Below are 23,392 nucleotides of genomic sequence, written 5' to 3' on the forward strand. Positions count from 1 at the left end.
CCATAAATATAGATATATTAATCCTTAGAGATAATAACATTGAAGTCATATCCCATTACAGTAAGTGCTACAACGATATCCCCTTTGGAATAATAGGAAACCTCATCATCGGATGTATCACTTTCATAAACATACCCCTGCTTTTCCAATTCATTAACATACTTTTGGATATATCCTTCAGTCGCATCAGTAACATCATATGCATACACCACAGTTTTTCCGTCTGATAGCTCTATTCTTTTTCCGGATGAGATACCATTTACACTTGCATAATTAGGAATATCACCATTGTATTCAGAATAAAATTGTCCCTTTCCAGTGTTGATTTCCACTCTTCCAAGTTGATCATTCCAAACATAGTCTACACCAGTAATGTCGCCTAACTTAGCAAGAGGAACATAAGTGCTGCCTTCATAATTTAACACTGGCCGTTTAGCGTCCTTATACTCTACGCCATCGACAATTATTGGATAAGTGACAGGAGTCAATATGAACTGCTTAATTTGTTCTGCATAAACCGTGGTTCCCAACATGAGACAGACGCCTACAATGCAACCGGATATAAATTTTTTCAACAAAAGACCCTCCCCAATATTTTCCTATTATTCTATCATAATAGATAACAGGAGGGTACGTAGAGATAGACTTCTAAAAAACATCAATAAAAAGACTTTTATGTGATTCTATATAAAAAGGCTCCCTCTCGGGAGCCTTTAATCAAGCGCTATTACAGGACTTACAGCCCTTTATTACATCATGCCGCCCATGAGACAAATGCGTTTTTTAGGTTTTTTAAGTCTTTTTGTGGGTTATTTGTCCGTTTTTCTTGAAAAATCAGTTCGATAATTCCGTATGAGTATGATGTGTGGGTAGAGTTTGTGGGCAAAATGTGGGCTTGTTGTGGGCATGGAATTATTCAAGTATATGTTTCGAATGCGGGTGATCAAATGCGCGTCGGGTGAGCGTGATGCATCGTTTTTATCAGAAGCTGGAACGGCGTTAACCTACGCACACCTCCGGAGATATTTTGTAAACAAAAAGCCACCGTCCTTTGCGGTACCCAAGCACCGTCAAGGAAAGTGGCTGATGTAATAGGTCAGATTAACTCAGACTGCTGAAGAAGTCTCTGGATGATCACCGCAACTTCTGCTCGTGAGATAAATGCTTGTGGAGCAAGCTGTGAGTTGCTTCTTCCTGTAATAATTCCTGCCTGCAACACATCGGCAACACTGTCCCTCGCCCATACCGAAACTTGTATTGCATCAACATAGGATTGCAGGATCTTATTCGCATCTTTATCAGGGAGTTTATTCCTAAGTCCCGTCACTTCCATCGCTCTTGCGATCACGACCATCGCCTGCTCGCGTGTGATTTGCTGCTGTGGACCGAAGGTGCCGTCTTCATAACCACGGATCAGTTCGTAAGCAAGCGCAGTTTGCACTGCACCACTATACCAATCCGATGAACGCACATCGGAGAATGACGTTGCCCCTCTATCTGCTTTAAGCCCCAATGCCCGCACCATAATCGCCGCAAACTCTGCACGGGTAATCGCTTGATCAGGATTGTAAAGATCTTTGCCGCTTCCGCTAACAACCATCCGTGATCCCATTTCATTCACAGCTTCCTCTGCCCAATGCCCAGCTACATCCTTGAACGCCACTGGATTCGAGATCACAGCGTACATGCTGTTTGTCAAACTATGGATTGTAGCATAATACTTGCCGTCAATCAGTTCGATTGTGGTAGGTACATGTCGAACCGTTCCATCCGAATCTATCACAACCCCCGTTGTGATCTTATTCGGGTCTACGCCATCTGGAATGGCCAACGTTCTCTTTACGTAAGCGTTGAACCTCGACACATCAACGGTCATATCACCGTAACTGCCCCTGACTGAGAAGTTCAACGGAGGTATCACGAGTGTATACGCTCCCTGATGAACCGCATTCTCCACTACCTTCAATTGTTCCTCTGTAGGTTCGGATATTTCAATTTCAATTTGAATTTGTTCCAGTTCCACTTCTCGACCGATCTGTTCAGAGATGGCATCAATATTGATTTGCAGTGCAGGGAGGGTGTAAGTCGCCTTCTCTGTCTTAATCTCAATCGTCTCCTGCTTGACTTCCATATCCTTAATCATCTGTCCATTCAGTACGCCGATCACCACATCAGATGGAGTGCTAAACGGAATGGTAATGACAGAACGACTGCCTTCCGCTTGAAGCCGATCATTAAGCTTCTTCGGATCAAGCGTTATCGTCATGATCGTACGACCATTCTTCTCTGTCGTTGCTGCAATTCCAGCTTGTTCCCGCTTGCCGTTAACCAGTACCTCCACTTCCGTTGTTGACCGATTAGGTTCATTCGGTACTTGTCGTTCTACTTCGATATAATCACTTCGAGGCGATTGCGGTGTAACTGCATTGGATTCCACTGAAGCCACACTGCTTCCCACGCTGTTTATTGCCCTGACCACGAATGTGTAGGCCCTGCCATTCGTCAATCCAGTAACCGTAATCGGACTTGAAACACCTGTTACTGTGCGATGATCCGGCAATATCTCCACTTCGTATCCCGTAATTGGACTTCCGCCCTGATCATCAGGCGAAGTGAAGGTGATCGTAACCTGACCGTTACCACCAACAGCTCGTACCCCTGTCGGCGCTGACGGAACAGTCATTGGCGTTGCGCTGACCTCATTGGATGGATCACTTATTCCTCCTGGGTTGACTGCTTTGATTGCAAAATAATACATCGTACCGTTCGTTAAACCCGTTACTTGATAGTTATATACAGAGCCGGTCACTGTTGCTACTTCTGCTCCATAGGTGTCGGAACCCAACCGTTGATAGATGTTATAGCCTGTTGAACCGCTAACTGGGGCCCAAGTAAGGGTAATGGCCGCATTGCCTGACTCAGCAGTGAGCAGGTTCGGCACTCCTGGTGCTGGAACTTGCGGCGTTGCACTTGCCTCATTCGAATCAGGGCTTTCGCCTCCGGCATTCGTTGCTCTAATCATGAAGTAATATGTCGTTCCGTTTGTCAAATCTAACGCCGTATAACTGTATACGGTGCTGACCACAGATCCCAGCGCAGTTCCATACGCTCCAGGCGTTGTGCTCATATATACGTTATATCCTGCAGCTGTAGTGACAGGATTCCATGTAATGGTTGCGTGTGCATCGCCACCGATTGCGGATTGGATAACCGGTGCGGAGGGTGCATTCATAGCTGCAACAGTGACCGTTACAGAATACTGCTGCGTGCTGCTGTCTGCTGCTGTTACCGTATATGTCACCGGGTTCGTGAAATCCTGCGCATCGTCGCTGTTCGGCGACACACTCGCGCCCGTATGTGTAATCGTCGGCACCAGTGCGGTTACGTTCGTTCCGTACGGCACCGTCAACGCCACGGTCTTCGCACTCTCATCTACCGTTCCTGTCACCGCTGGCGTCAGACCATTAAACGCAAAGCCGGTTATCGCCTTCGCCGGATTTGCTGCCACGGTTACAGTCACCACGTACTGCTGCGTGCTGCTGTCTGCTGCTGTTACCGTATATGTCACCGGGTTCGTGAAATCCTGCGCATCGTCGCTGTTCGGCGACACACTCGCGCCCGTATGTGTAATCGTCGGCACCAGTGCGGTTACGTTCGTTCCGTACGGCACCGTCAACGCCACGGTCTTCGCACTCTCATCTACCGTTCCTGTCACCGCTGGCGTCAGACCATTAAACGCAAAGCCGGTTATCGCCTTCGCCGGATTTGCTGCCACGGTTACAGTCACCACGTACTGCTGTGTTGTTGCGTCTGCTGCTGTTACCGTATATGTCACCGGGTTCATGAAATCCTGCGCAACGTTGCTGTTCGGCGACACACTCGCACCCGTATGTGTAATCGTTGGCACCAGTGCGGTTACGTTCGTTCCGTACGGCACCGTCAACGCCACGGTCTTCGCACTCTCATCTACCGTTCCTGTCACCGCTGGCGTCAGACCATTAAACGCAAAGCCGGTTATCGCCTTCGCAGGATTCGCTGCCACGGTTACCGTCACCACATACTGCTGCGTGCTGCTGTCTGCTGCTGTTACCGTATATGTCACAGGGTTAGTAAAATCCTGCGCAACGTTGCTGTTCGGCGACACACTCGCACCCGTATGTGTAATCGTCGGCACCAGTGCGGTTACGTTCGTTCCGTACGGCACCGTCAACGCCACGGTCTTCGCACTCTCATCTACCGTTCCCGTCACCGCTGGCGTCAGGCCATTAAATGCAAAGCCGGTTATCGCCTTCGCCGGATTTGCTGCCACGGTTACCGTCACCACATACTGCTGCGTGCTGCTGTCTGCTGCTGTTACCGTATATGTCACCGGGTTCGTGAAATCCTGCGCATCGTCGCTGTTCGGCGACACACTTGCTCCCGTATGTGTAATCGTCGGGACTAGTGCGGTCACGTTCGTTCCGTACGGCACCGTCAACGCCACGGTCTTCGCAGCCTCATTCACAGTACCTGTCACCGCTGGCGTCAGGCCATTAAACGCAAAGCTGGTTATCGCCTTTGCCGGATTCACTGCCACCACTACAGTCACCACGTACTGCTGTGTTGTTGCGTCTGCTGCTGTTACCGTATATGTCACAGGGTTCGTAAAATCCTGCGCTGTACCGCTTGCAGGTGACACACTTGCTCCCGTATGGGTAATCGTCGGCACCAGGGCAGTTACGTTCGTCCCGTATGGAACCGTCAACGCCACTGTCTTCGCAGCCTCATTTACGGAACCTGTCACCGCCGGCGTCAAACCGTCAAATGAGAAGCCGGTTATCGCCTTCTCTGTACTTACAGTAGGCGAAGGGGGATTTACAGAAGCATTATTAATAGTAAACGTAATTAAGTTAAAATCTTCATGTTTCGTTCCAAATTCCTTCGTATAATAAACCCGGAAGGAATCAATGGATTTTCCATGTGCAACAGAATAATCGATAGGGAAATCAGCTGTTATTGATAAATCTTTTGCTTGTGAATACGGTACGGTTGAGAATTGTTCATTGCCGGAGGCATAACCTTTCACTGTAACATCAGAAAAGCTTCCATCCTCATATTCACCTACATATAGCCTGTCTAATTCAAAGCTGCCCAAAGAACCCGCTGCTGTTATTTCAAAATAAACCGTTTCAGGACCTGTTAAGCTGTTGTTAGCATTAATATAAGCCCCATACCCATCTGCCATAAGCTCTGATCTGGACGCAGAAAGCGTAAAAAATCCATCCGGACTGTTTCGAACACTCCCTGATACTGTATATCCTGTGAAATCTTGCGTCCCATCCGGTAACCCTGCGGCAAATGCCTTCGTCGTTACCATCCCCGATATCATACTTAAAATTAATGCTAAAACAAGCATTAGTGCGATGCTTCGCCTTTGAATCCGTGTATCCATGTTTATCCTCTCCCGTCAATAATCGCAAAGTGCTATAATTGCATTGATTTTAAAATATTTGACACGAACTGCCTTGACAGATTGCTTATCTTTGTCAAAAACCTACAAATATTTCTCCTATTCTATCACGGTAGATTAGCCCATTTGCGAAGTTTAAAGAAAACTTTAAGTTCCAGGCAGCAAAAAAAAGCCTGTAGACATCGGCTATTCGTTAGACTTTGTCCACAAGCTGAAACTTAAAGAATATTTTACGCTTACTCTTGCAACGCACCCTCAGCAACCAGCATATAGCCTGTGCCTCGAACCGTAACAATTCTCTCAGGTTTAGCAGGATCAGCCTCGATTTTTTTGCGTAAATTGCTGATGTGTACAGCGACCGTTCTCGTATCCTCCAAACTCTCCATTCCCCAGATGAGCTGAAACAACGCATCGACACTGACGACACGATCGACGTTTTGTGCCATATAGGACAGGAGACCGAACTCTTTTTTCGATAAAAAGATCGTTTCCCTACCCATGATGACGGACTGTACGTTGTAATCTAGCGTCAATCCCGGTAATTCCAGCAGTTGTTCCCTTCTGCCCGTCGACACTCTGCGAAGATGTGCCTCGATCTTGGCCATCAGCACCCCTGGACTGAACGGCTTGGTAACATAATCGTCCCCGCCATAGGATAACGCGCTGATTTTGACCTCATCCTCTTCATGACTGCACAGAAATACGATCGGCGCATTCTTATAGCAGCGTGCGTTCCTGCACCAATCTATCCCGTTATCATTAGCCAGCATCACATCCAGTACAATCAAATCAGGCTCGAACGATGCAAGCAGCTTCATAGCATCTTCCCCGTTATGACTGCATGCGGATAGGAAGCCCTCCCGCTCACAATACGCCTGAACAATTTCGCAGATATGGGGATCATCATCGACGATCATAATTTTGTGTGTAACCATCCTATCGTCACCTTCCTTCTGCTCAATCGATAGGCTATTGTAATTTAATAACTATCTTAGCATCTAAGAACGGATTAGATATGAAATGTAAAGGAATCTTTAAGATTTTGCTTCATGCGCAAACTAACCACAGCAGATAATACACACCAATCAAAGGAAAATGTGCGCAACATAGATGATGGTCTGCGCAATGCATAATAAATAGGCTTCTCACAAAGTTCGAATTGAACTCATGAGAAGCCTATTTTTAATTCGATATGGTCAATCCAAGTTTCTCCGAAGAGAAACCCTTGCCCCACAAGGCCTTTCAGCCCTTTATTACATCATGCCGCCCATGCCGCCCATGTCTGGCATAGCTGGTTTTTCTGGTTCTGGTTTGTCTGCGATAACCACTTCAGTAGTCAGGAACAATCCAGCTACGGATGCAGCGTGTTGCAGCGCAGAACGAGTAACCTTGGCAGGGTCAACGATACCTGCTTCGATCATGTTCACCCATTCGCCGGTAGCCGCGTTGAAGCCGATACCTGCTTGCTCTTTCTTCAGGCGCTCAACGATAACGGAGCCTTCTTCGCCTGCGTTCGCGGAAATTGTACGGATGGGCTCTTCCAGAGCACGCAATACGATGTTCACGCCCGTTTTCTCGTCGCCTTCCACATCAAGCGCAGCTACAGCATTGTATACGTTCACGAGGGCTACGCCGCCGCCGGATACGATACCTTCTTCAACAGCCGCACGAGTAGCGTTCAATGCGTCTTCGATGCGCAGCTTGCGCTCTTTCAGTTCGGTCTCGGTAGCTGCACCAACTTTAACTACGGCTACGCCGCCAGCCAGCTTAGCCAGGCGCTCTTGCAGCTTCTCTTTATCGAATTCGGAAGTAGTTTCTTCCAATTGCGTACGGATTTGGTTCACGCGAGCTGTAATGTCAGCTTTGTCTCCGCTTCCGTCAACGATGGTTGTGTTCTCTTTCGTAACGATAACTTGGCGAGCGTTACCCAGTTGCTCTACGCTGGTGCTCTTCAGATCCAATCCGAGCTTCTCGGTAATCACTTGTCCGCCAGTCAACGCAGCGATATCCTGCAGCATGGCTTCGCGACGGTCGCCAAAGCCTGGTGCTTTCACCGCAACAGCGTTGAACGTACCGCGCAGCTTGTTCACGATCAGCATTGCTTGCGCTTCGCCTTCGATATCTTCAGCAATGATCAAAAGCGGTCTGCTTTGCTGTACGATTTTCTCCAGGATTGGCAGAATTTCTTGCGTGCTGCTGATTTTCTTATCTGTAATCAAGATGTACGGGTTATCCAGAACTGCTTCCATCTTGTCTGTGTCCGTAATCATGTACGGGGAAATGTAACCGCGGTCGAACTGCATTCCTTCTACAACCTCAAGCTCAGTCAAGAAGCCGCGGGATTCTTCAACGGTGATTACGCCGTCTTTGCCGACTTTCTCCATTGCTTCAGCGATCAGTTCGCCCACTTCTTCGTCGCCAGCGGAAATTGCCGCAACTTGAGCGATGGATTGCTTGCCCTCGATCGATTTGGAAATTTTCTGCAGCTCTTCTACCGCAGCGCGAACCGCCTTGTCGATCCCTTTACGCAGACCGATTGGGCTAGCACCTGCCGTAACGTTCTTCAAGCCTTCGCGGATCAACGCTTGAGCCAATACCGTTGCAGTAGTCGTACCGTCACCAGCTACATCGTTAGTTTTCGTAGCTACTTCTTTAACCAGTTGGGCACCCATGTTCTCGAATGCATCTTCCAGCTCGATTTCCTTAGCGATGGTTACCCCGTCATTCGTAATTAGCGGGCTGCCGAATTTTTTCTCCAATACCACGTTGCGGCCTTTTGGTCCAAGAGTCACTTTTACCGCATTTGCCAAAGCATCTACCCCGCGCAGCATCGCACGGCGAGCGTCTTCATTGAATTTAATCTCTTTTGCCATAATTCAATTACCTCCCTGAATGATTGTTGATTTGCTCTTTATTCACAAGGTCAGGCTGATGTACGCTTAACCCACGATCGCGTGGATGTCGCTTTCCTTCATAATTAAGTATTCTTTGCCTTCGTATTTGATTTCCGTTCCCGCATATTTGGAGAACAGTACGCGGTCGCCTTCCTTCACTTCCAATGGAACACGCACCCCGTCCTTCAGTGCTCCGCTGCCCACGGCAACGATTTTACCTTCTTGCGGCTTCTCCTTCGCCGTATCTGGCAGGACGATGCCAAATGCAGTCGTTTCTTCTTGCTCAATCGGTTCTACCAGTACGCGTTCACCTAAAGGTTTGATCATGAAAATGTCCTCCTTTAAATATGTTTTGTTGATTTTAATAACGTTATCGATGTGTTAGCACTCGATACACATTAGTGCTAACAACCACTTTTTATGATACTCAAAATGAATCCAGATTTCAAGTTCCCTGCTGCATTTTTTTCGTAAGTTTGGCAGAATCGTTCCATGGGCCCTTTTCATGATATCCTCATATATCTATAAATATTCCAATTAGCTCTTTCGAATCTATGGATTCCTTCCCATTTATAGAAACGGTTCCTAAAAAGCAACAAACACATCTTCCCTGTTGAAGATGTGTTTGTCATGGCAGAATGCCTCTATGAATTATATTGGGCTTCCCGCTCGGCATCCGCCGCCATCAGCTTGCGATGAATACGCGAGGATAGGAGCACGCTGATTTCATACAGAATAATGAGCGGAATCAGCACCAGAAACGCGGAAAGAAAATCCGCAGGCGTAATCATTACGGAAATCACTACAAGGGCAAAATACGCCACCCTTCTCATTTTCCGCAGGAGCCTTGGGGTCAGAATCCGCAGCTGAGTGAGAAACAATATAACGATCGGCAGCTCAAATAGCAGCGATATCGGGATGATGATATTAAATAAAAACTTGAAATAATCCGCCATTCCATAGGTTTCGATCAGTCCAAGCTCCGCATTGAGCTCTCCGGTAAACGCCATGGCCAGCGGAAATACGACATAATAACCGAAAGAAATCCCGATCAAGAAGCACAGGAATACGTAAGGAATATATTTAAGCGTAGCCTTCCGTTCCGCAGGCTTGAGTCCGGGACTTACGAAAGCCCATATTTGATACAGCGTGAAGGGCAGGGTAACGCCTAGCGCTACCATCATTGCTATTTTCATATATACGCCAACGCCGTCCCAGAAAGAGAAGGCATTCAGGTTAATCTTCACGCCTGAAAGGGCGTTGACCGTGACATAATTGTATATTGGTTTGACTACGAAGAAAGCCGCGACCAGCACGAACACAAATACGAGCAGTACCCAAAATAACCGGCGGCGAAGTTCCGTTAAATGTTCGACCACACTTTGCTGCGTCTCTTCAGCCATATGCCGTCCTCCCTGACTTCTAAATTACTGGTGAGCATACAAACTACCACACTTACTCCGGCAGCCGTTTTTCGTCTGGTTTGGACGACTCTTGCACAGAAGTTGAGAGCTCCTGGGGCTGAGACTTATCCCCTTGAGGCCGATCCTCCATAATATCCTGCGTCGCATCCTTGAATTCTTTGAAGGTGCGGCCTACGACACGGCCAAGCTCTGGCAGTTTATTCGGCCCGAATATTAATAGCGCTGCGATGATAATCAATAACAATCCGCCTGCACTCATGCTGATTCCCCTTCCAAATGCACTTAAAAAATATAGGCTTGCACAACCGTTTTCATTCATACGCCCACATCATACCATAACTAATATCACAGTAACAGTGCCGCTCTAAGTCAAATTAGCGGCACTCCTTCCCTTCTTTCGCCTATAGCCGAAATTGCCCCGTAACCATCAGCAGCGCCTCAGGCAGCTGATCCATAATGGCCGCCAAATTTTCGTGAACTCCTTTTGGCGTGCCCGGCAGGTTCACGATCAGCGTCCGGCCGCGAATGCCGACGATCCCGCGAAACAGCATGCCTGCAGGATTCTTCTGCATGACCGAATAGCGCATCGCTTCCGCCATCCCTGGCACTTCGCGTTCAATCACTCGCCGCGTCGCCTCTGGGGTCACGTCCCGGATAGCCAGCTCCGTACCTCCGGTAGTAAGCACTAAATCTGCCTGAAAATAATCTGTCATTTCAATTAAAGCCGCGATAATTTCATCCGGTTCATCAGGAACGATGCGGTATTCTATAATTTCTCCGCCGAGCTCTTCCTCTACAAGTTCCCGGATAACCTGGGCACTCGTATCCTCGCGCTCTCCCCGGGAGCCTTTATCGCTTGCCGTCAGGATCGCCGTTTTCCAAACCATGAAGTCACCCTCCTCATCCACATAGGAACTCCGTTTTTAATGTCTGAATTAAATCCTTTTAAATTGACGACTTATGTTCATTATTATAGAAGCAATAATTAAAACCCAGATAGATAGTTTCCGCTTTTTCCGCCCGTCTTGCTGCGGAGCAGGGTCGGGCCGATAACCATATCCTTTTGCAGCGCTTTGCACATGTCGTACACCGTTAACGCCGCGGCTGAAACAGCGGTGAGCGCCTCCATTTCCACGCCCGTTTTGCCTTCTGTTTTCACAGTTGCCTCAATATACAGCTCGTTATGCCCGTTATCTGTAAAAATGAGGTTAACTCCGGTTAATGGCAATGGGTGGCACATGGGAATCCAGTCAGAGGTCCTCTTAGCTCCCTGAATTCCGGCAATTTGCGCCACGGCAAGCACGTCCCCTTTGCCAACCTGGCCTTCCTTGATGGCGCGAAGCGTGTCCGGATGCATCGTAATTGTCGATACGGCCACCGCAGTCCGGGCTGTTGCCTGCTTCCCTGAAATATCGACCATATTTGCTCTGCCCTGTTCATTAAAATGAGTCAATTTCCCTTCCTGGGATTCCGAAGACATAAATTTTCACTACTTTCATGGATATATATCGTACCGGAGGCTGTAAACAGCAGATCCACCCTAAAATCATGGGGCTCCATCGGAATACAGTCCGTCAATATTTGCTCTTGAAAAGCGAGCGCTCCAATAATAGCGCCTGCCCCGCCGCCCTCTGAACGCTGCAAAGCGTCCATGAAACGGTCGTAAAATCCTCCCCCGAAGCCGATCCGGCCTCCTGTCCTGTCATAGGCAAGGCCAGGAACCACAACGAGGTCGATTTCAGACCAGCGGTTCTCGGGCCAAATGCCCGTATGCTCAGCTGGCTCGGGAATACCCCACGCACCAGGCAGCAGTTCGCCGGCTCCCTTCAATTCATACAGCTCAAACCGCCCAGCTCCGGCGACCTTCGGAACCAATACGCGATCACCCTGCCTCCAGCAGTTGTTCATCAACTCGCTTGTATCGGGCTCGTCCCGAAAGGAAGCATAAATGAATACTGTAAGCGGTCTGTTCCGTTCGTGCCGCAAGGGTCCCAGAACTTCCCGTTCCGCCAGCAAGCTGGCTGCCAGCGACTGCTCTTGCCGCAATGGTTCCGGAATTTGGGACCGGCGTTCTCTCATCGCACAGCGCAATTGATGTTTAAGATCTGGGATATCCGTCATATAAATCCCTCATAGAATGATATATTCTCATCTAGTTTATCATTGTTGAAGCAAAATGAAAACTAAAGCGATTTCTGAAAAAATATCATAAATACGCACATTTTCATAGCATCGGAAATTCTATGATTTTATAAGACAGGGGACTTGCATAAAGAGCGATGCAATGCGCTGCCGTTTCATGTACACTTAATGTAGAAAGAATAAGCGGAGGATTCAGAAGTTATGCTACTTCAAGCGACTAATATTACGAAACGATATGGTGTTACCGAAATACTTCATGGCATTAACCTGCAGGTTTTAGAGCGGGACCGCATCGGCCTGGTTGGCGTCAACGGGGCCGGAAAATCGACGCTATTGCAAATATTGGCTCAGGAATTGTCATATGATGAAGGGCAGATTTATAAAGCGAAGGAAACCACGATCGGTTATCTCGCTCAAAATAGCGGGCTGCAGTCGGAGCTCACGATCTGGGAGGAAATGCTGAACGTCTTCACTTCCCTGCTGGATGCAGAGCGCGAGCTGCGCAGCATGGAGCAAGAAATCGCCGCGCTGGCCGAACATCATGACGATGACAAGGCCTACGAGGAATTACTGGAGCGGTACGCCCGAAAACAAGACTGGTTCAAGGATAATGGCGGTTACGAGATCGAAACTCGCATTCGCAGTGTGCTTCACGGCATGGGCTTCGGCAGCTTCCCGCCGGATACGCTCATTTCCACGCTGAGCGGGGGGCAGAGAACCCGTCTCGCTTTGGCCCGGATTTTGCTCCAGGCTCCCGATCTGCTCATGCTTGACGAACCAACGAACCACTTGGACATTGAGACGTTAACCTGGCTGGAGGATTACCTCCGCAACTATTCCGGGGCGCTGCTGATCGTGTCCCATGACCGTTATTTCCTCGATCGGCTCGTCACGGCCATCGTCGAAATCGAACGCCATCAATCGAAAAGATACACAGGCAATTACACGCGCTACATCGCACTGAAGGCGGCCGAATACGAAAGCCAGATGAAAATGTACGAGAAACAGCAGGACGAAATTGCCCGTATGGAAACCTTCATTCAGCGCAACATTGTCCGGGCTTCGACGACGAAACGGGCGCAAAGCCGCCGCAAAGCGCTGGAGAAGATGGACATCATGGAAAGGCCGACCGGGGATTTGAAGCGGGCGAGCTTTTCCTTTGAAGCAGAGTACATGACCGGCAAGGATGTGCTGCAGGTTGACGGCCTATCCTATTCCTTTGCCGACGATAAGCATCCGCTGTTTCGTAATGTATCTTTCTATTTGCGGCGCGGCGAGACTGTTGCCCTGATCGGACCGAACGGGATCGGCAAGTCGACCTTGCTCAAAATTTTAACCGGCGATCTGAAGGCTTCTTCCGGGTCGCTCGTGTGGGGCAGCAAAGTAAAAATCGGGTATTATGATCAGGAGCAGACCCACCTCAATGCCACAAATACCGTACTCGAGGAAGTGTGGAGCGCCTTTCCCCATATGGAGGAGGCAAGAATCCGCACGGTGCTGGGCAATTTTTTGTTCAGCGGCGATGACGTTCAGAAGAGAATAGCCGCGCTGAGCGGCGGCGAAAAAGCAAGGGTTGCGTTAGCCAAGCTGATGCTGCAAAAGGCCAACGTCCTCATTCTCGACGAGCCGACCAACCATCTTGATTTATTCAGCAAAGAGGTGCTTGAATCTGCTCTGCTCGATTACGACGGAACGCTGCTGTTCATTTCCCACGACCGTTATTTTCTTAATAAAATGGCGGAACGGATCGTCGAACTGCACCCTGGCGGGGCCCATCATTTCCTGGGGAATTATGACGACTATTTAGCGAAATTACAAGAGCTTGCGGAGCTGGCTGACGAAAACGCCACAAGCCAAACACCCAATCCCGCACCAGCGGACGACAGCTCCTCTGGAGCCGACGCTGCCGCGGCCAAAAATGGAGCGGCAACATTCGAGGCGGAGAAACAAGCAAAGCGCGAGGAACGCATGAGACAGCGCCGTCTGGAGCAGCTCGAACAGTCGATTGCCGAGCTGGAGGAGCAGATCGCGGCCATTGAAGCGGAATTAACTCTGCCCGAGGTTTATCAGGACTATACGGCCGTGCAAGAGCGGCAGCTTCTCATCGACGAGCGCAAGCTGCAATTGACAGCAGCCTATGAGGAATGGGAAACACTGGCTGAAGCTTAAAAAATATTTTTTACATGGCATTTACAAACGACACTAGTTGTGCACAGGCTTATCCACAATTCCACTGCTGACTAACCATAAAAAACGGCCGCATAGGCCGTTTTTTTCCTTTTAAAATAGTGTTTTTGTGAAATAACGCTGATTATCCACCGAACTATCCACATTATCCACAGTTTTCAGAAAAAATCATTTCTCAATTTCGTAAACCGATCAATCTCTTGGTACATAAGTTTTCATCCATTTTTCATGAAGTTAGTCTACAAGCTGTGGATAACTTTGTCCACATCTTGACAAGGAGCTCTGTTTTATTGTAGAAGTATTCACTTTCTTTTTCTAGTGCTTCGTTCCCTAATTTCACGTTTGCTATCCTCTACCCGTCCCATGAATTCCAAAATTGAATTCCAGAAGCACTATGCTCGGCATAACTACCGATATATCAATTAAAAACGATACCCCAGTTCGCTCCAAACCGGGTTCTGCTCTAGCGACACAATAACCTTGGCTCCTGCTTCTATCTGCCTAATCTTGCAAGTACGCAGGCATTCCTGGCAAAGACCAAACCCATCTAACAGCCTATTGCTAGAACCAGACGACACTCTTTATCATCTTTAATAGCCTTCGCGTCCATCTTTCCGACAAGCCATTGTCGCAACATGGCAGCTTAGAATTAAATTAAAGAGAGAAAAGAATAACATTTTGGACGGGATCATGATCTTGTGTTAATCATGAAAGGAGAGAGTCAAATGAAAACCTTAAAAACCGCCGCACTCTTCATTTTAAGTCTAAGTTTGATTTATTTAGGGGGCTGCCAGGCCAGCGGCGCTTCCAAACAAGCTTCCACGGGAGCACAGACACCGGCATTCCAGTCCTCTACCCTTCCGGGAGGAGGCATCGCATTTCCGCATAATGAACGGATACATCTGTCAACTGACCAGAAATGGGTGGCCAGCGAAGGGCATTTATCGGATCTGATCCGCCTGCAGTGGACGGCCGAACGCGCCAAGCCAGCCATTGCCTGGGCCGATGAGAAAGGTATGGACAAGACGGCCATCGTATCCCATGACAAAGCCAACAATCCTGAGCAGCATGACCATAAACATATTTCGATCGAAACGACGATGTCCCCGGACGGGGAGCATAAGGACGAGTTATTCACGCGCCTTGAAATTCCTTACGATACCGACGTATCGGAAATTCGCACCCATTCCTCCAACTTTAATGTGATGGATGGCATTTTAAGAGTGGCAGGTGAAGGACACCGGGACTTGCAGTTTGCCAAGACGGGGGAAGAAAACGAAACGACTCCGCTCTGGAGCCTGAGAGCCGACAGCTCCGAACTTGCCGGCAATAACACAGGAGGGGATTTCAACGTCGTGCGCTATTCAGACGAAGGTGAGGCAATCGATAGCGCATTATTCATGAAACGAAGCGACGGTAAGATCGGCGTGGGGACGAGTGAACCCCAGAGCAAGCTGGATGTGAACGGCGACGGTATATCCATTCGCGAAGCGAAGACCCCTGCCTCCTCCAGCGCTCCGGGCAATAAAGGAGACATTGCTTGGGACGAAAATTACATTTACGTTTGCGTCGCCAAAGATACCTGGAAACGGACGGAGCTCTCATCCTGGTAACGGCTAATCACCAGACATGTTTATACTCTCTCATATCTCAAGAAGCAGCATTCAGAACCTTGGCCAAAGAGGCGCCCAGTGCCTCTTGCCAAGGTTCTTCCTGTTGTCGCAACTTGAATCCGGCTCTTCCAACCGCTACAATATATTGTCATACAGGGCTAAAGAAAGGGGAGCGCCATGACCCGCAAAGTCGTTAACAACATCTCCGAGCTCGTCGGAGACACTCCAGCCGTGAAGCTGAACCGTCTGGTCAGCGTGCAGGACGCTGAGGTCTATGTCAAGCTGGAATATTTCAACCCGAGCGGCAGCGTCAAGGACCGCGCGGCTTCCCATATGATCCGCGAAGCGGAAAAAGCCGGCAAGTTGAAGCCGGGGGCAACCATCATCGAGCCGACCAGCGGCAACACCGGCATCGGACTGGCGATGAACGCCGCAGCCAAAGGCTACAGGACGATCCTTGTCATGCCCGATAATATGACTAAAGAGCGCATTAACATTTTGAAGGCTTATGGCGCGCAGGTAGTGCTCACGCCCGCAGCCAAACGGATGCCCGGGGCCATCGAAAAAGCGAAGCAGCTCCTTGCCGAAACCCCCGGCAGCTTCATGCCGCAGCAATTCCAGAACGAGGCGAATCCGAAAATCCACCGCCTGACCACCGGGCCTGAGATCGTGGAGCAAATGGATGGCAGGCTCGATGTTTTCGTCGCCACGTCCGGAACCGGCGGTACGATTACGGGAACTGGCGAATATTTGCGAGAGCATATTCCCGGCATCCGGATCGCCGTCGTTGAGCCAATGGGTTCGCCGGTGCTGTCCGGCGGAGAGCCGGGACCGCATAAGCTTGTCGGCACGAGTCCGGGTTTTGTCCCGCCTATTCTCAATACCGGCGTTTATGACGAGATCGTTCAGGTATCCGACGAGGATGCGCTGGAGACGACTCGCCGCCTGGCCGCCTTGGAAGGCATTCTGGTTGGCCCCTCTGCGGGAGCCTCCGTCTGGACGGCGATTCAGTTCGCACACCAGCTTGGAGCGGGCAAGCGCATATTATGTATTGCGCCGGATACGGGCGAACGATATTTAAGCATGGACATCTTCAATTAAAGAGGTATAATAAACCAGCCAAGTACAAAACATGAGGTAGGTGCCCAACCATGAGCGAAGTCATTCAGGGAGTATCCCATATCGACACGAAAGAACTGAGCGATATACTGCAGGATCCCGGCAACCGAACTATTATAATCGACGTGAGAGAACCGGAGGAGTACATTCAGGCCCATATTCCAGGCGTACCGCTCATTCCTATGGGGGAGATTATCGGCTATATGGACGATTTGGACCCGGAGCGGGAATACGTATTCATATGTCGGAGCGGGCAGCGGAGCTTTAATGTAGCTAAGTATTTCCAGCAGAATGGATTCGACGCAGTGCATAATTATGCCGGAGGCATGCTTGATTGGGACGGAGAAATGGCCACGGGCCTAGAGAACGTCATTGAGCATCCTTTGGATCCCAAGAAGCTGGAAAGATAATGCGAAGCGTTGCCCTTGCGATGAATGATGAATAGTATGAAGTATTAATAACAAATCTCTCCTTCCTCGAAGGAGAGATTTTCTTGTATTATTCTATTCCGCCTGATAGCTGAAATAGTCAAAGTACGCTGGCGTCTTGGAATCCCGGCCGTTCCCGGTCGCATACATCCCGAGCAACGCCCCGGTAAAGCCGCCGTTGCCCTCCGGGGACAATGCCCGGGCTGGCGCCGCTCCCGTTTCGTGCCATGCCTCCCCGTCCAAGGAGTACAGCAGCACATACTCTCTTTCCTTGGCGATCGCGCGAAGCCACACACGCTCCGCAGGAACCGGCTTCTCTGCCAAGACAGTCGTCTGTCCCTGATCCGTCATCATAGCGATCAGGAGCTGAGCTTCTCCCTCCCGGCGGATTCCGAGCGTCAGATTTCCCCGCTCATTGAGCCTGACAGCAATTCCAGCCTCTTCGCCTGCGTTCTCTGGAGCGAAATGAAGCTCCGTAGACACCGCCACAATTCGGTGCTGCTGACGGACGCCGAGGAACAAGGCAGGACCTGTATCCCGCAAAGCAAGACTGTTCCCCATCAACATCACGTAACCAGGCCGCGTGCCCAGCAGTACCTGTTCCTCCTGTGGGGCCAGAAGAAATGCCCAGCGGGGCCCTAGCTGGTCATCCGTAAAATCATCCCGCCAGTACGGCTCAGCCGCCGATGCCAAGGATGGCAGCGGGATGAATGTTCCTTCCGCTGTCATCTCCAATCTGACCGTTCCCTCATTATTGTCCACCACGGGCCAGCCATCCCCGGTCCATTGCACGGGAGCCAGGAAGGTTTCCCGCCCGAGCACACTGTACTGCCCGTCTACGGGACGGACGCCAAGGAACATTGCCCACCATCTTCCTTCCGAATCCTCGACCAAGTCGGCATGACCGACGTTCTGTATCGGATCATCAGCAAGGCGGTTATGAGTCAGCATCGGATAAGGCATCATCTCGAACGGCCCGTAAGGCGCATCGCCCCGGTAGACGAGGACGCGATGATCCCGGCCTGTGCCTCCGCAGGCACAAGTCAAATAATAGCGGCCTTTGATTTTATAGAGATGCGGCCCTTCCGTCCATACTCCTCGTCGCCACGGGCCACGACGACAGGCTCGCTTAGCGCCGCGCCCGTTGCAATATCGATCTCATACTGGATAATATGCGAATCCTTGTCCGCCCCCATTTGCGCGGTCACGTACACTGTTCCATCATCGTCGAACATTAGCGACGGATCGATGTTCCCGTAAGGGATACGTATCGGATCGCTCCACGGTCCGGCAGGATCGGCAGTAACCTATCGACCCTGAAGTTCTCGTTCTATGAGCCAGGCTACCTCGGCCACCCGATAATAAGCGGGCTTCGGCTGATGACGGTCATCGAATAGGAACGGCCAATTTTTGCGCCCGTGAACCGGGAAATTGTCAAGCCACGTATAATCGTCGGCCGCTCCCCAGAACGTCACCGCGCTGATTACGTCTTTGTATTCCTTGAGCAGTTTGAACATCTGCTCATACCGCTGCGCTTGAAGCTCGATGAGCTCGGCCGGCGCCTCCTTCAAATCCGTTCGCTTGTCGTCGAAGACGAACATCGATACGTCAAGCTCGGTTAACTGCAGCTGAAGCCCGAGTGAAGCGTACTTCTCGATCGCTGCGCGAATATCGTCCAGCGATGGCCCGTACAGATTCCAGTGGGCCTGCAGGCCGATGCCATGAATAGGGGCACCCTGCTCCACCAGAAGCTGGACGAGCCTGTAGATCTTTTCTCTTTTTAGCGGATTCGATTCATTGTAGTCATTGTAAAATAACAGGGCGTTCGGATCGGCTTCATGCGCAAGCTCAAACGCTTTGGCGATAAATTCAATTCCGGCGATTTCCGTCCATTTCGATTCCCGGAGCAGCGCCTGCCCTTCGTCAGCGATGACCTCATTCACCACGTCCCAGGCATAGATATGCTCTTTATACCGCCCTACCACCGTGTGAATATGCTCCTTCATCCGCGCGTACAGCGTCTCTTTGCTGACCAGGCCTCCAGCCCGATCCTCGAACAGCCAATCCGTCGACTGGTTATGCCAGACCAGCGTATGCCCTCTGACCTGCATGCCGTATCGTTTGGCGAAGTCCACGATAGCATCCGCATCCCCGAACGTGAACTTCCCTTCCTCCGGCTGCAGACTGACAAACTTCATCTCATTTTCCGCAGTAATGCTGTTGAAATGATAAGCGAGCAGTTCCTCCTGCGTTTGAATCGTCCGCGGGTTCACAGCGGCCCCAATTGGGAAGCAGTCCGCGAAAACTTCCTTCAGCTTCGGTTCGTTTCGGTTCATAGCGCTGCTCATTATCCTTTAACCCCTCCTAATATCATCCCTTGTACGAAGTATTTCTGCAGGAACGGATATACCAAAATAATAGGCACACTTGCCACAATCGTCATCGTTGCGCGGATAGATGTCGGTGTTACCCGGTTGATGGCGGCTTCCGAGCCGGAGAACATGCTCGCATAGTCGTTGCCGCTGTTGAGGGAGGTATTCGAGTTCTGCAGAATTTTCATGAGCTCATACTGAAGGGTGCTCAGGTTCACATTGGATGAGTTGTATAAGAACACATCAAACCAGGAGTTCCACTGTGCTACGGCCGAGAACAGGGAGACGGTAGCGATAACCGGCAAACAGAGCGGCAGGACTACCCGCAGAAACGTCGTGAACTCGCCTGCGCCGTCGATACGGGCAGATTCCAGAATGCCTTCCGGCAGCTTCTCGATGAAAGAACGGATAATAATGACGTTAAACACACCGATCAGACCCGGAATGATATAGACCCAGAAGCTGTTCATCATGCCGAGCTCCCGGATAAGCAGAAAATTGGGAATAAGCCCCCCGCTGAAATACATCGTCAGAATAAACGCGATCGAAATAAACTTGCGCAGCACGTATTCCGGCCGGGCGATCGTATAGGCGACCATCGTACAGCAGAACACGGACAGCACCGTACCGATCACGGTACGCAGCGCCGAAATCAGCGTTGCATGGAAAATCGTCGCTTCTTCAAATACATATTTGTAGTTCTCCCACGTAAATTCCCGCGGCAATAAATAAATGCCGCCCTTGATGGAGTCGTTGGCCGTGTTAAGCGACACGGCGAGCGTGTTGAGAAACGAATACAGCGTGACGATCATAAGACAAATCATGAAGATGATATTAAACGTATCGAACAGCCGGTCCGCTGGCGATTTGAACCGGGCATGCATCTTAGGCGCTTTCGATAGCGACTTAGCCATATTGAATCCTCCTTCAGAAATACGACCTTAGAACAGCCGGTCCTCGCCCAGTCTCTTCGCGATATGGTTAGCTGTAAACAACAGAATGAAGCTGACCACCGTCTTGAACATCCCCGCCGCGATCGAGAGGGAGAAGTTCCCCATCTGAATCCCGTATTTAAGCACAAAGATATCCAGGTTCTCGGAATAGTCGACGTTCATGCCGTTGCCGAGCAGGTATTGTGGTTCGAAGCCGGTCTCCAGCAGGTTTCCGATGTTCATAATCAGCAATATGACGACAACAGACTTAATGCCCGGCAGCGTAATATTCCAAATGCGCTGGAACCGTCCCGCTCCATCGATCTCCGCGGCTTCATACTGAGACGGATCAATACTGGTCATCGCCGCCAAATATATAATGGTGTTCCAACCTACGTTTTTCCAGACTTCAGAAACACCGAGTATTCCCCAGAAATATTTCCCTTCCCCGAGCCAGAGAATCGGCTCTTTGATAATGCCGAGCCACATCAGCACATCGTTAATGATGCCGCCGTCCGCAGACAACGCCGTCGCAATGATGCTTGAGGCTACAACCCATGAAATAAAGTGCGGTAAATAACTGATCGTTTGCACAACGCGCTTGAAGACGACTTTACGAAGCTCATTGAGAAGAATCGCCAAAGTAATCGCTGTAACAAAACCTAGAACCAGATTGATAAAACTCATCGCGAGCGTATTGCGCATAACCCGGACGAAATGCTCGTCCTGAAACAGGAACTTGAAGTGCTTCAGACCGGCCCAGGTCTGGTCGAACATCCCTTTTGCCGGCTTATAGTCCTGGAACGCGATACTCCAACCCCATAGGGGCAAATATTTGAAGATAATCAACCAAATCAGAAAAGGCACCGACATGAAGACGAGCACTCTTTGCTTGCTTAGTTTGTGGAAGAAACCTTTCGAGCCGCCGTCCAGTTTATTAGCCTCAGGCGACTCTGCCGGTCTTAATTGAGTCACATTATCCACGGTTTCTTCTCCTCCCTGTCCAATAATGGGGGAATTTAGATAACAGAAAGGCCGGAAATCCTCTCATTGCCCAGATCAGCCGGCCCTTCCATTTCAAATTCTCGGTTTATTATTTTCCTTGAACCAGATCGACTTTCTTCGCAACTTCGTCTGTCATAAGCTGCTCATAATCTTTCACGCCAAGTTTGTTGAACTCTTTTACGTATTCATCCCAGATTTTGTCGAACTCTGCCGGATTGGCAAGAACGAGTTTCGGGAAGTATTTACGCTGCAGGTCACTCTTCTTCTGCGTAAAGATTTGGGCCGGCGAACCTTGTTCGATCTGAATACTCCAAGCCGGGTACCAAGGACGCACGTCAGGTGCTGCAAACAATTGCGAGAACGACTGGATGCCGTATGCTTCCAGCAGCTTCTTATCGCTGTCAGAGTAAGACATTTGAGCTACCTCAGGCTGACGGCCCGCCCCCACGGAGTTGCCGTCCGGCAGCGAAGAACCGTTCCCGTAACGCGGCCAGTTGTATTCGAAGTACTTGAAGCCGAAGGACTCGCGGAAGGCTTCCGCATTCGTCTGATTGATTTGTTCCTCGGTCCGATAGAAACGGCCGTTCTCATCTACCGAATAGGTCTCGCCTTCAATGCCCCAGTTCGATAAAATTTGGTTCTCATCGGTAAGCAAGTTGTCGAAATATTTGATAATGCGCACAGGATCTTTCGCGCTAACCGAGATACCTACTCCACGGTTGTTAACAAAAGAAGGCGGATCAAGATACTGGTCTTTGATGTTTTCGTCAAAAACGATCGGCAATGCCATATACTCCAAATCATCATTGCCCGTTTGCTGCGCCGCTTCACGCAGGTTGTTCATCGATTGGCCTACCTGCCATCTATAGTCAAAGAAGCCAAGCACTTTACCGGACGCGATTTTGGCCAGGTACTGGTCACGGTTATCCACAAAAGACGACTTATCGAATAATCCCTCTGCATTTAGCTGATTCAGCTCCTGCAAATAACGTTTGGTAATATCGTCATCCGCATAGTCATTCGCTTCGTGAGTTTCCATGTCGATAATGACGCCGCCGTCATTCGGATACCCTGCAAGGTGCATCGGCGGATTCGTTAAGGCAAAAAATTGATCTTGTGTAGTCAAAGCAATATATCCCGTCAAGTCTTCACCCGGATGCTTCTTCACATATTCGCGGATCAGATTTAAGTAATCATCAAACGTCTTGATCTTTGGATAACCCGCTTCCTTCAGCACGCGGCGCTGAATCCAGAAGGCTCCCTGCTCGATATTCGGAGCGGAAATGTATTCGCCTACTACGGCGCTCATCGGGAGGAAATAAATGTTGCCGTCTTCAGCCTTCATCAAGTTGTAGTAAGGCTCATATACCCGTTTGATATTCGGGCCGTATTGATCGATCAAATCGTTTAGCGGAATAAAAGAGCCCGAGCTTAACAGCTTATCGATCGAGCCGCCTGGCACAAGAACGTCCGGGTAACTGTTGCTTGCTATAAACGTGCCTACCTTCGTATTCTCATCGCCAACCAGATGCTCGATTTTAAAGTTCACGCCAGTTTGCTCTTCAAGGATTTTTCCAATTGTCGTTTCATTGGTATTAATGTCCTTGCCTGCTACTGCGTTAAAGTAAGTAAAAGTTACTTTATCCAGCTTCTCTTCCTGGGCTCCATTGCCGCTGCCCGCTGACGTATTGCTTCCCACCTTGCCATTGTCTTTGCCGCCCGAGCAAGCAGACAATAGCGATGCCAGCATTACGATGGTCAGACAACTTAGCCAAAACCGTCTTTTCTTCATGCTTTTGACTTCCCCTTTCAGACTTTCATTTTTGT

Annotated in this window: 19 protein-coding genes and 1 pseudogene; 4 read left to right on the forward strand and 16 right to left on the reverse strand. The window is 49.7% G+C overall.

Going from position 1 to position 23,392, the window contains the following annotated elements; genetic code table 11:
• Positions 1-17: 17 nt before the first annotated feature.
• From QNH46_RS18940 to QNH46_RS18985, 10 genes are all read right to left on the reverse strand, one after another.
• Positions 18-575, reverse strand: a complete 558-nt coding sequence (locus QNH46_RS18940) for a hypothetical protein (RefSeq protein ID WP_283925602.1) — start codon at positions 573-575, stop codon at positions 18-20.
• Positions 576-1,096: 521 nt separating this feature from the next.
• Positions 1,097-5,431, reverse strand: a complete 4,335-nt coding sequence (locus QNH46_RS18945; protein ID WP_283925603.1) for an SGBP N-terminal domain-containing protein — start codon at positions 5,429-5,431, stop codon at positions 1,097-1,099.
• A 254-nt stretch (positions 5,432-5,685) separates the two neighbouring features.
• Positions 5,686-6,384, reverse strand: a complete 699-nt coding sequence (locus QNH46_RS18950) for a response regulator transcription factor (RefSeq protein ID WP_283925604.1) — start codon at positions 6,382-6,384, stop codon at positions 5,686-5,688.
• Between the two features lie 318 nt (positions 6,385-6,702).
• Positions 6,703-8,322 carry a chaperonin GroEL gene (groL, locus tag QNH46_RS18955; RefSeq protein WP_213594365.1) on the reverse strand — a complete coding sequence of 540 codons (1,620 nt, stop codon included), beginning with the start codon at positions 8,320-8,322 and terminating at the stop codon, positions 6,703-6,705.
• 66 nt (positions 8,323-8,388) lie between these two features.
• Positions 8,389-8,670: a co-chaperone GroES gene (gene groES / locus QNH46_RS18960; RefSeq protein WP_110931659.1), complete on the reverse strand. Its 282-nt coding sequence runs from the start codon at positions 8,668-8,670 to the stop codon at positions 8,389-8,391.
• 317 nt (positions 8,671-8,987) lie between these two features.
• On the reverse strand, positions 8,988-9,746 hold the full coding sequence (gene tatC / locus QNH46_RS18965) for a twin-arginine translocase subunit TatC (RefSeq protein WP_213594363.1): 759 nt from the start codon (positions 9,744-9,746) through the stop codon (positions 8,988-8,990).
• A 52-nt stretch (positions 9,747-9,798) separates the two neighbouring features.
• Positions 9,799-10,026, reverse strand: a complete 228-nt coding sequence (locus tag QNH46_RS18970) for a twin-arginine translocase TatA/TatE family subunit (protein WP_213594361.1) — start codon at positions 10,024-10,026, stop codon at positions 9,799-9,801.
• Positions 10,027-10,168: 142 nt separating this feature from the next.
• Positions 10,169-10,654 carry a MogA/MoaB family molybdenum cofactor biosynthesis protein gene (locus tag QNH46_RS18975; RefSeq protein WP_055105663.1) on the reverse strand — a complete coding sequence of 162 codons (486 nt, stop codon included), beginning with the start codon at positions 10,652-10,654 and terminating at the stop codon, positions 10,169-10,171.
• A gap of 98 nt (positions 10,655-10,752) precedes the next feature.
• Positions 10,753-11,247, reverse strand: coding sequence for a cyclic pyranopterin monophosphate synthase MoaC (moaC, locus tag QNH46_RS18980; RefSeq protein ID WP_283925605.1), 495 nt, complete (start codon positions 11,245-11,247; stop codon positions 10,753-10,755).
• A complete protein-coding gene (locus tag QNH46_RS18985; RefSeq protein ID WP_283925606.1) occupies positions 11,217-11,888 on the reverse strand; it encodes a 5-formyltetrahydrofolate cyclo-ligase in 672 nt (223 codons plus the stop codon). Before QNH46_RS18985 ends, moaC begins: the two co-directional genes overlap by 31 nt.
• A gap of 222 nt (positions 11,889-12,110) precedes the next feature.
• Between QNH46_RS18985 and QNH46_RS18990 the strand changes: the two genes are divergently transcribed.
• From QNH46_RS18990 to QNH46_RS19005, 4 genes are all read left to right on the forward strand, one after another.
• Complete coding sequence (locus QNH46_RS18990) at positions 12,111-14,078, forward strand: ABC-F family ATP-binding cassette domain-containing protein (protein ID WP_283925607.1); 1,968 nt, start codon at positions 12,111-12,113, stop codon at positions 14,076-14,078.
• 743 nt (positions 14,079-14,821) lie between these two features.
• On the forward strand, positions 14,822-15,709 hold the full coding sequence (locus QNH46_RS18995) for a hypothetical protein (RefSeq protein WP_283925608.1): 888 nt from the start codon (positions 14,822-14,824) through the stop codon (positions 15,707-15,709).
• 177 nt (positions 15,710-15,886) lie between these two features.
• Positions 15,887-16,810, forward strand: a complete 924-nt coding sequence (cysK, locus tag QNH46_RS19000; protein ID WP_283925609.1) for a cysteine synthase A — start codon at positions 15,887-15,889, stop codon at positions 16,808-16,810.
• A 50-nt stretch (positions 16,811-16,860) separates the two neighbouring features.
• Positions 16,861-17,238, forward strand: a complete 378-nt coding sequence (locus QNH46_RS19005; RefSeq protein ID WP_283925610.1) for a rhodanese-like domain-containing protein — start codon at positions 16,861-16,863, stop codon at positions 17,236-17,238.
• A 93-nt stretch (positions 17,239-17,331) separates the two neighbouring features.
• Here the strand turns inward: QNH46_RS19005 and QNH46_RS19010 are convergent, their stop codons facing one another.
• The 6 genes and pseudogenes from QNH46_RS19010 to QNH46_RS19035 form a co-directional block, all read right to left on the reverse strand.
• Positions 17,332-17,985, reverse strand: a complete 654-nt coding sequence (locus QNH46_RS19010; protein ID WP_283928499.1) for a beta-xylosidase family glycoside hydrolase — start codon at positions 17,983-17,985, stop codon at positions 17,332-17,334.
• Between the two features lie 96 nt (positions 17,986-18,081).
• Positions 18,082-18,527 (reverse strand): annotated as a pseudogene (locus QNH46_RS19015) (family 43 glycosylhydrolase); the annotation flags it as partial.
• 36 nt (positions 18,528-18,563) lie between these two features.
• Positions 18,564-19,604, reverse strand: a complete 1,041-nt coding sequence (locus tag QNH46_RS19020) for an endo-1,4-beta-xylanase (RefSeq protein WP_283925611.1) — start codon at positions 19,602-19,604, stop codon at positions 18,564-18,566.
• Positions 19,604-20,542: a carbohydrate ABC transporter permease gene (locus tag QNH46_RS19025; protein WP_283925612.1), complete on the reverse strand. Its 939-nt coding sequence runs from the start codon at positions 20,540-20,542 to the stop codon at positions 19,604-19,606. Before QNH46_RS19025 ends, QNH46_RS19020 begins: the two co-directional genes overlap by 1 nt.
• A 27-nt stretch (positions 20,543-20,569) precedes the next feature.
• A complete protein-coding gene (locus QNH46_RS19030) occupies positions 20,570-21,433 on the reverse strand; it encodes an ABC transporter permease (RefSeq protein WP_283928500.1) in 864 nt (287 codons plus the stop codon).
• A 220-nt stretch (positions 21,434-21,653) separates the two neighbouring features.
• On the reverse strand, positions 21,654-23,357 hold the full coding sequence (locus QNH46_RS19035) for an ABC transporter substrate-binding protein (RefSeq protein WP_283925613.1): 1,704 nt from the start codon (positions 23,355-23,357) through the stop codon (positions 21,654-21,656).
• Positions 23,358-23,392: the final 35 nt, after the last annotated feature.

Origin of the sequence: Paenibacillus woosongensis, assembly GCF_030122845.1 — a bacterium.
In the GTDB taxonomy this organism is placed as follows: domain Bacteria; phylum Bacillota; class Bacilli; order Paenibacillales; family Paenibacillaceae; genus Fontibacillus; species Fontibacillus woosongensis_A.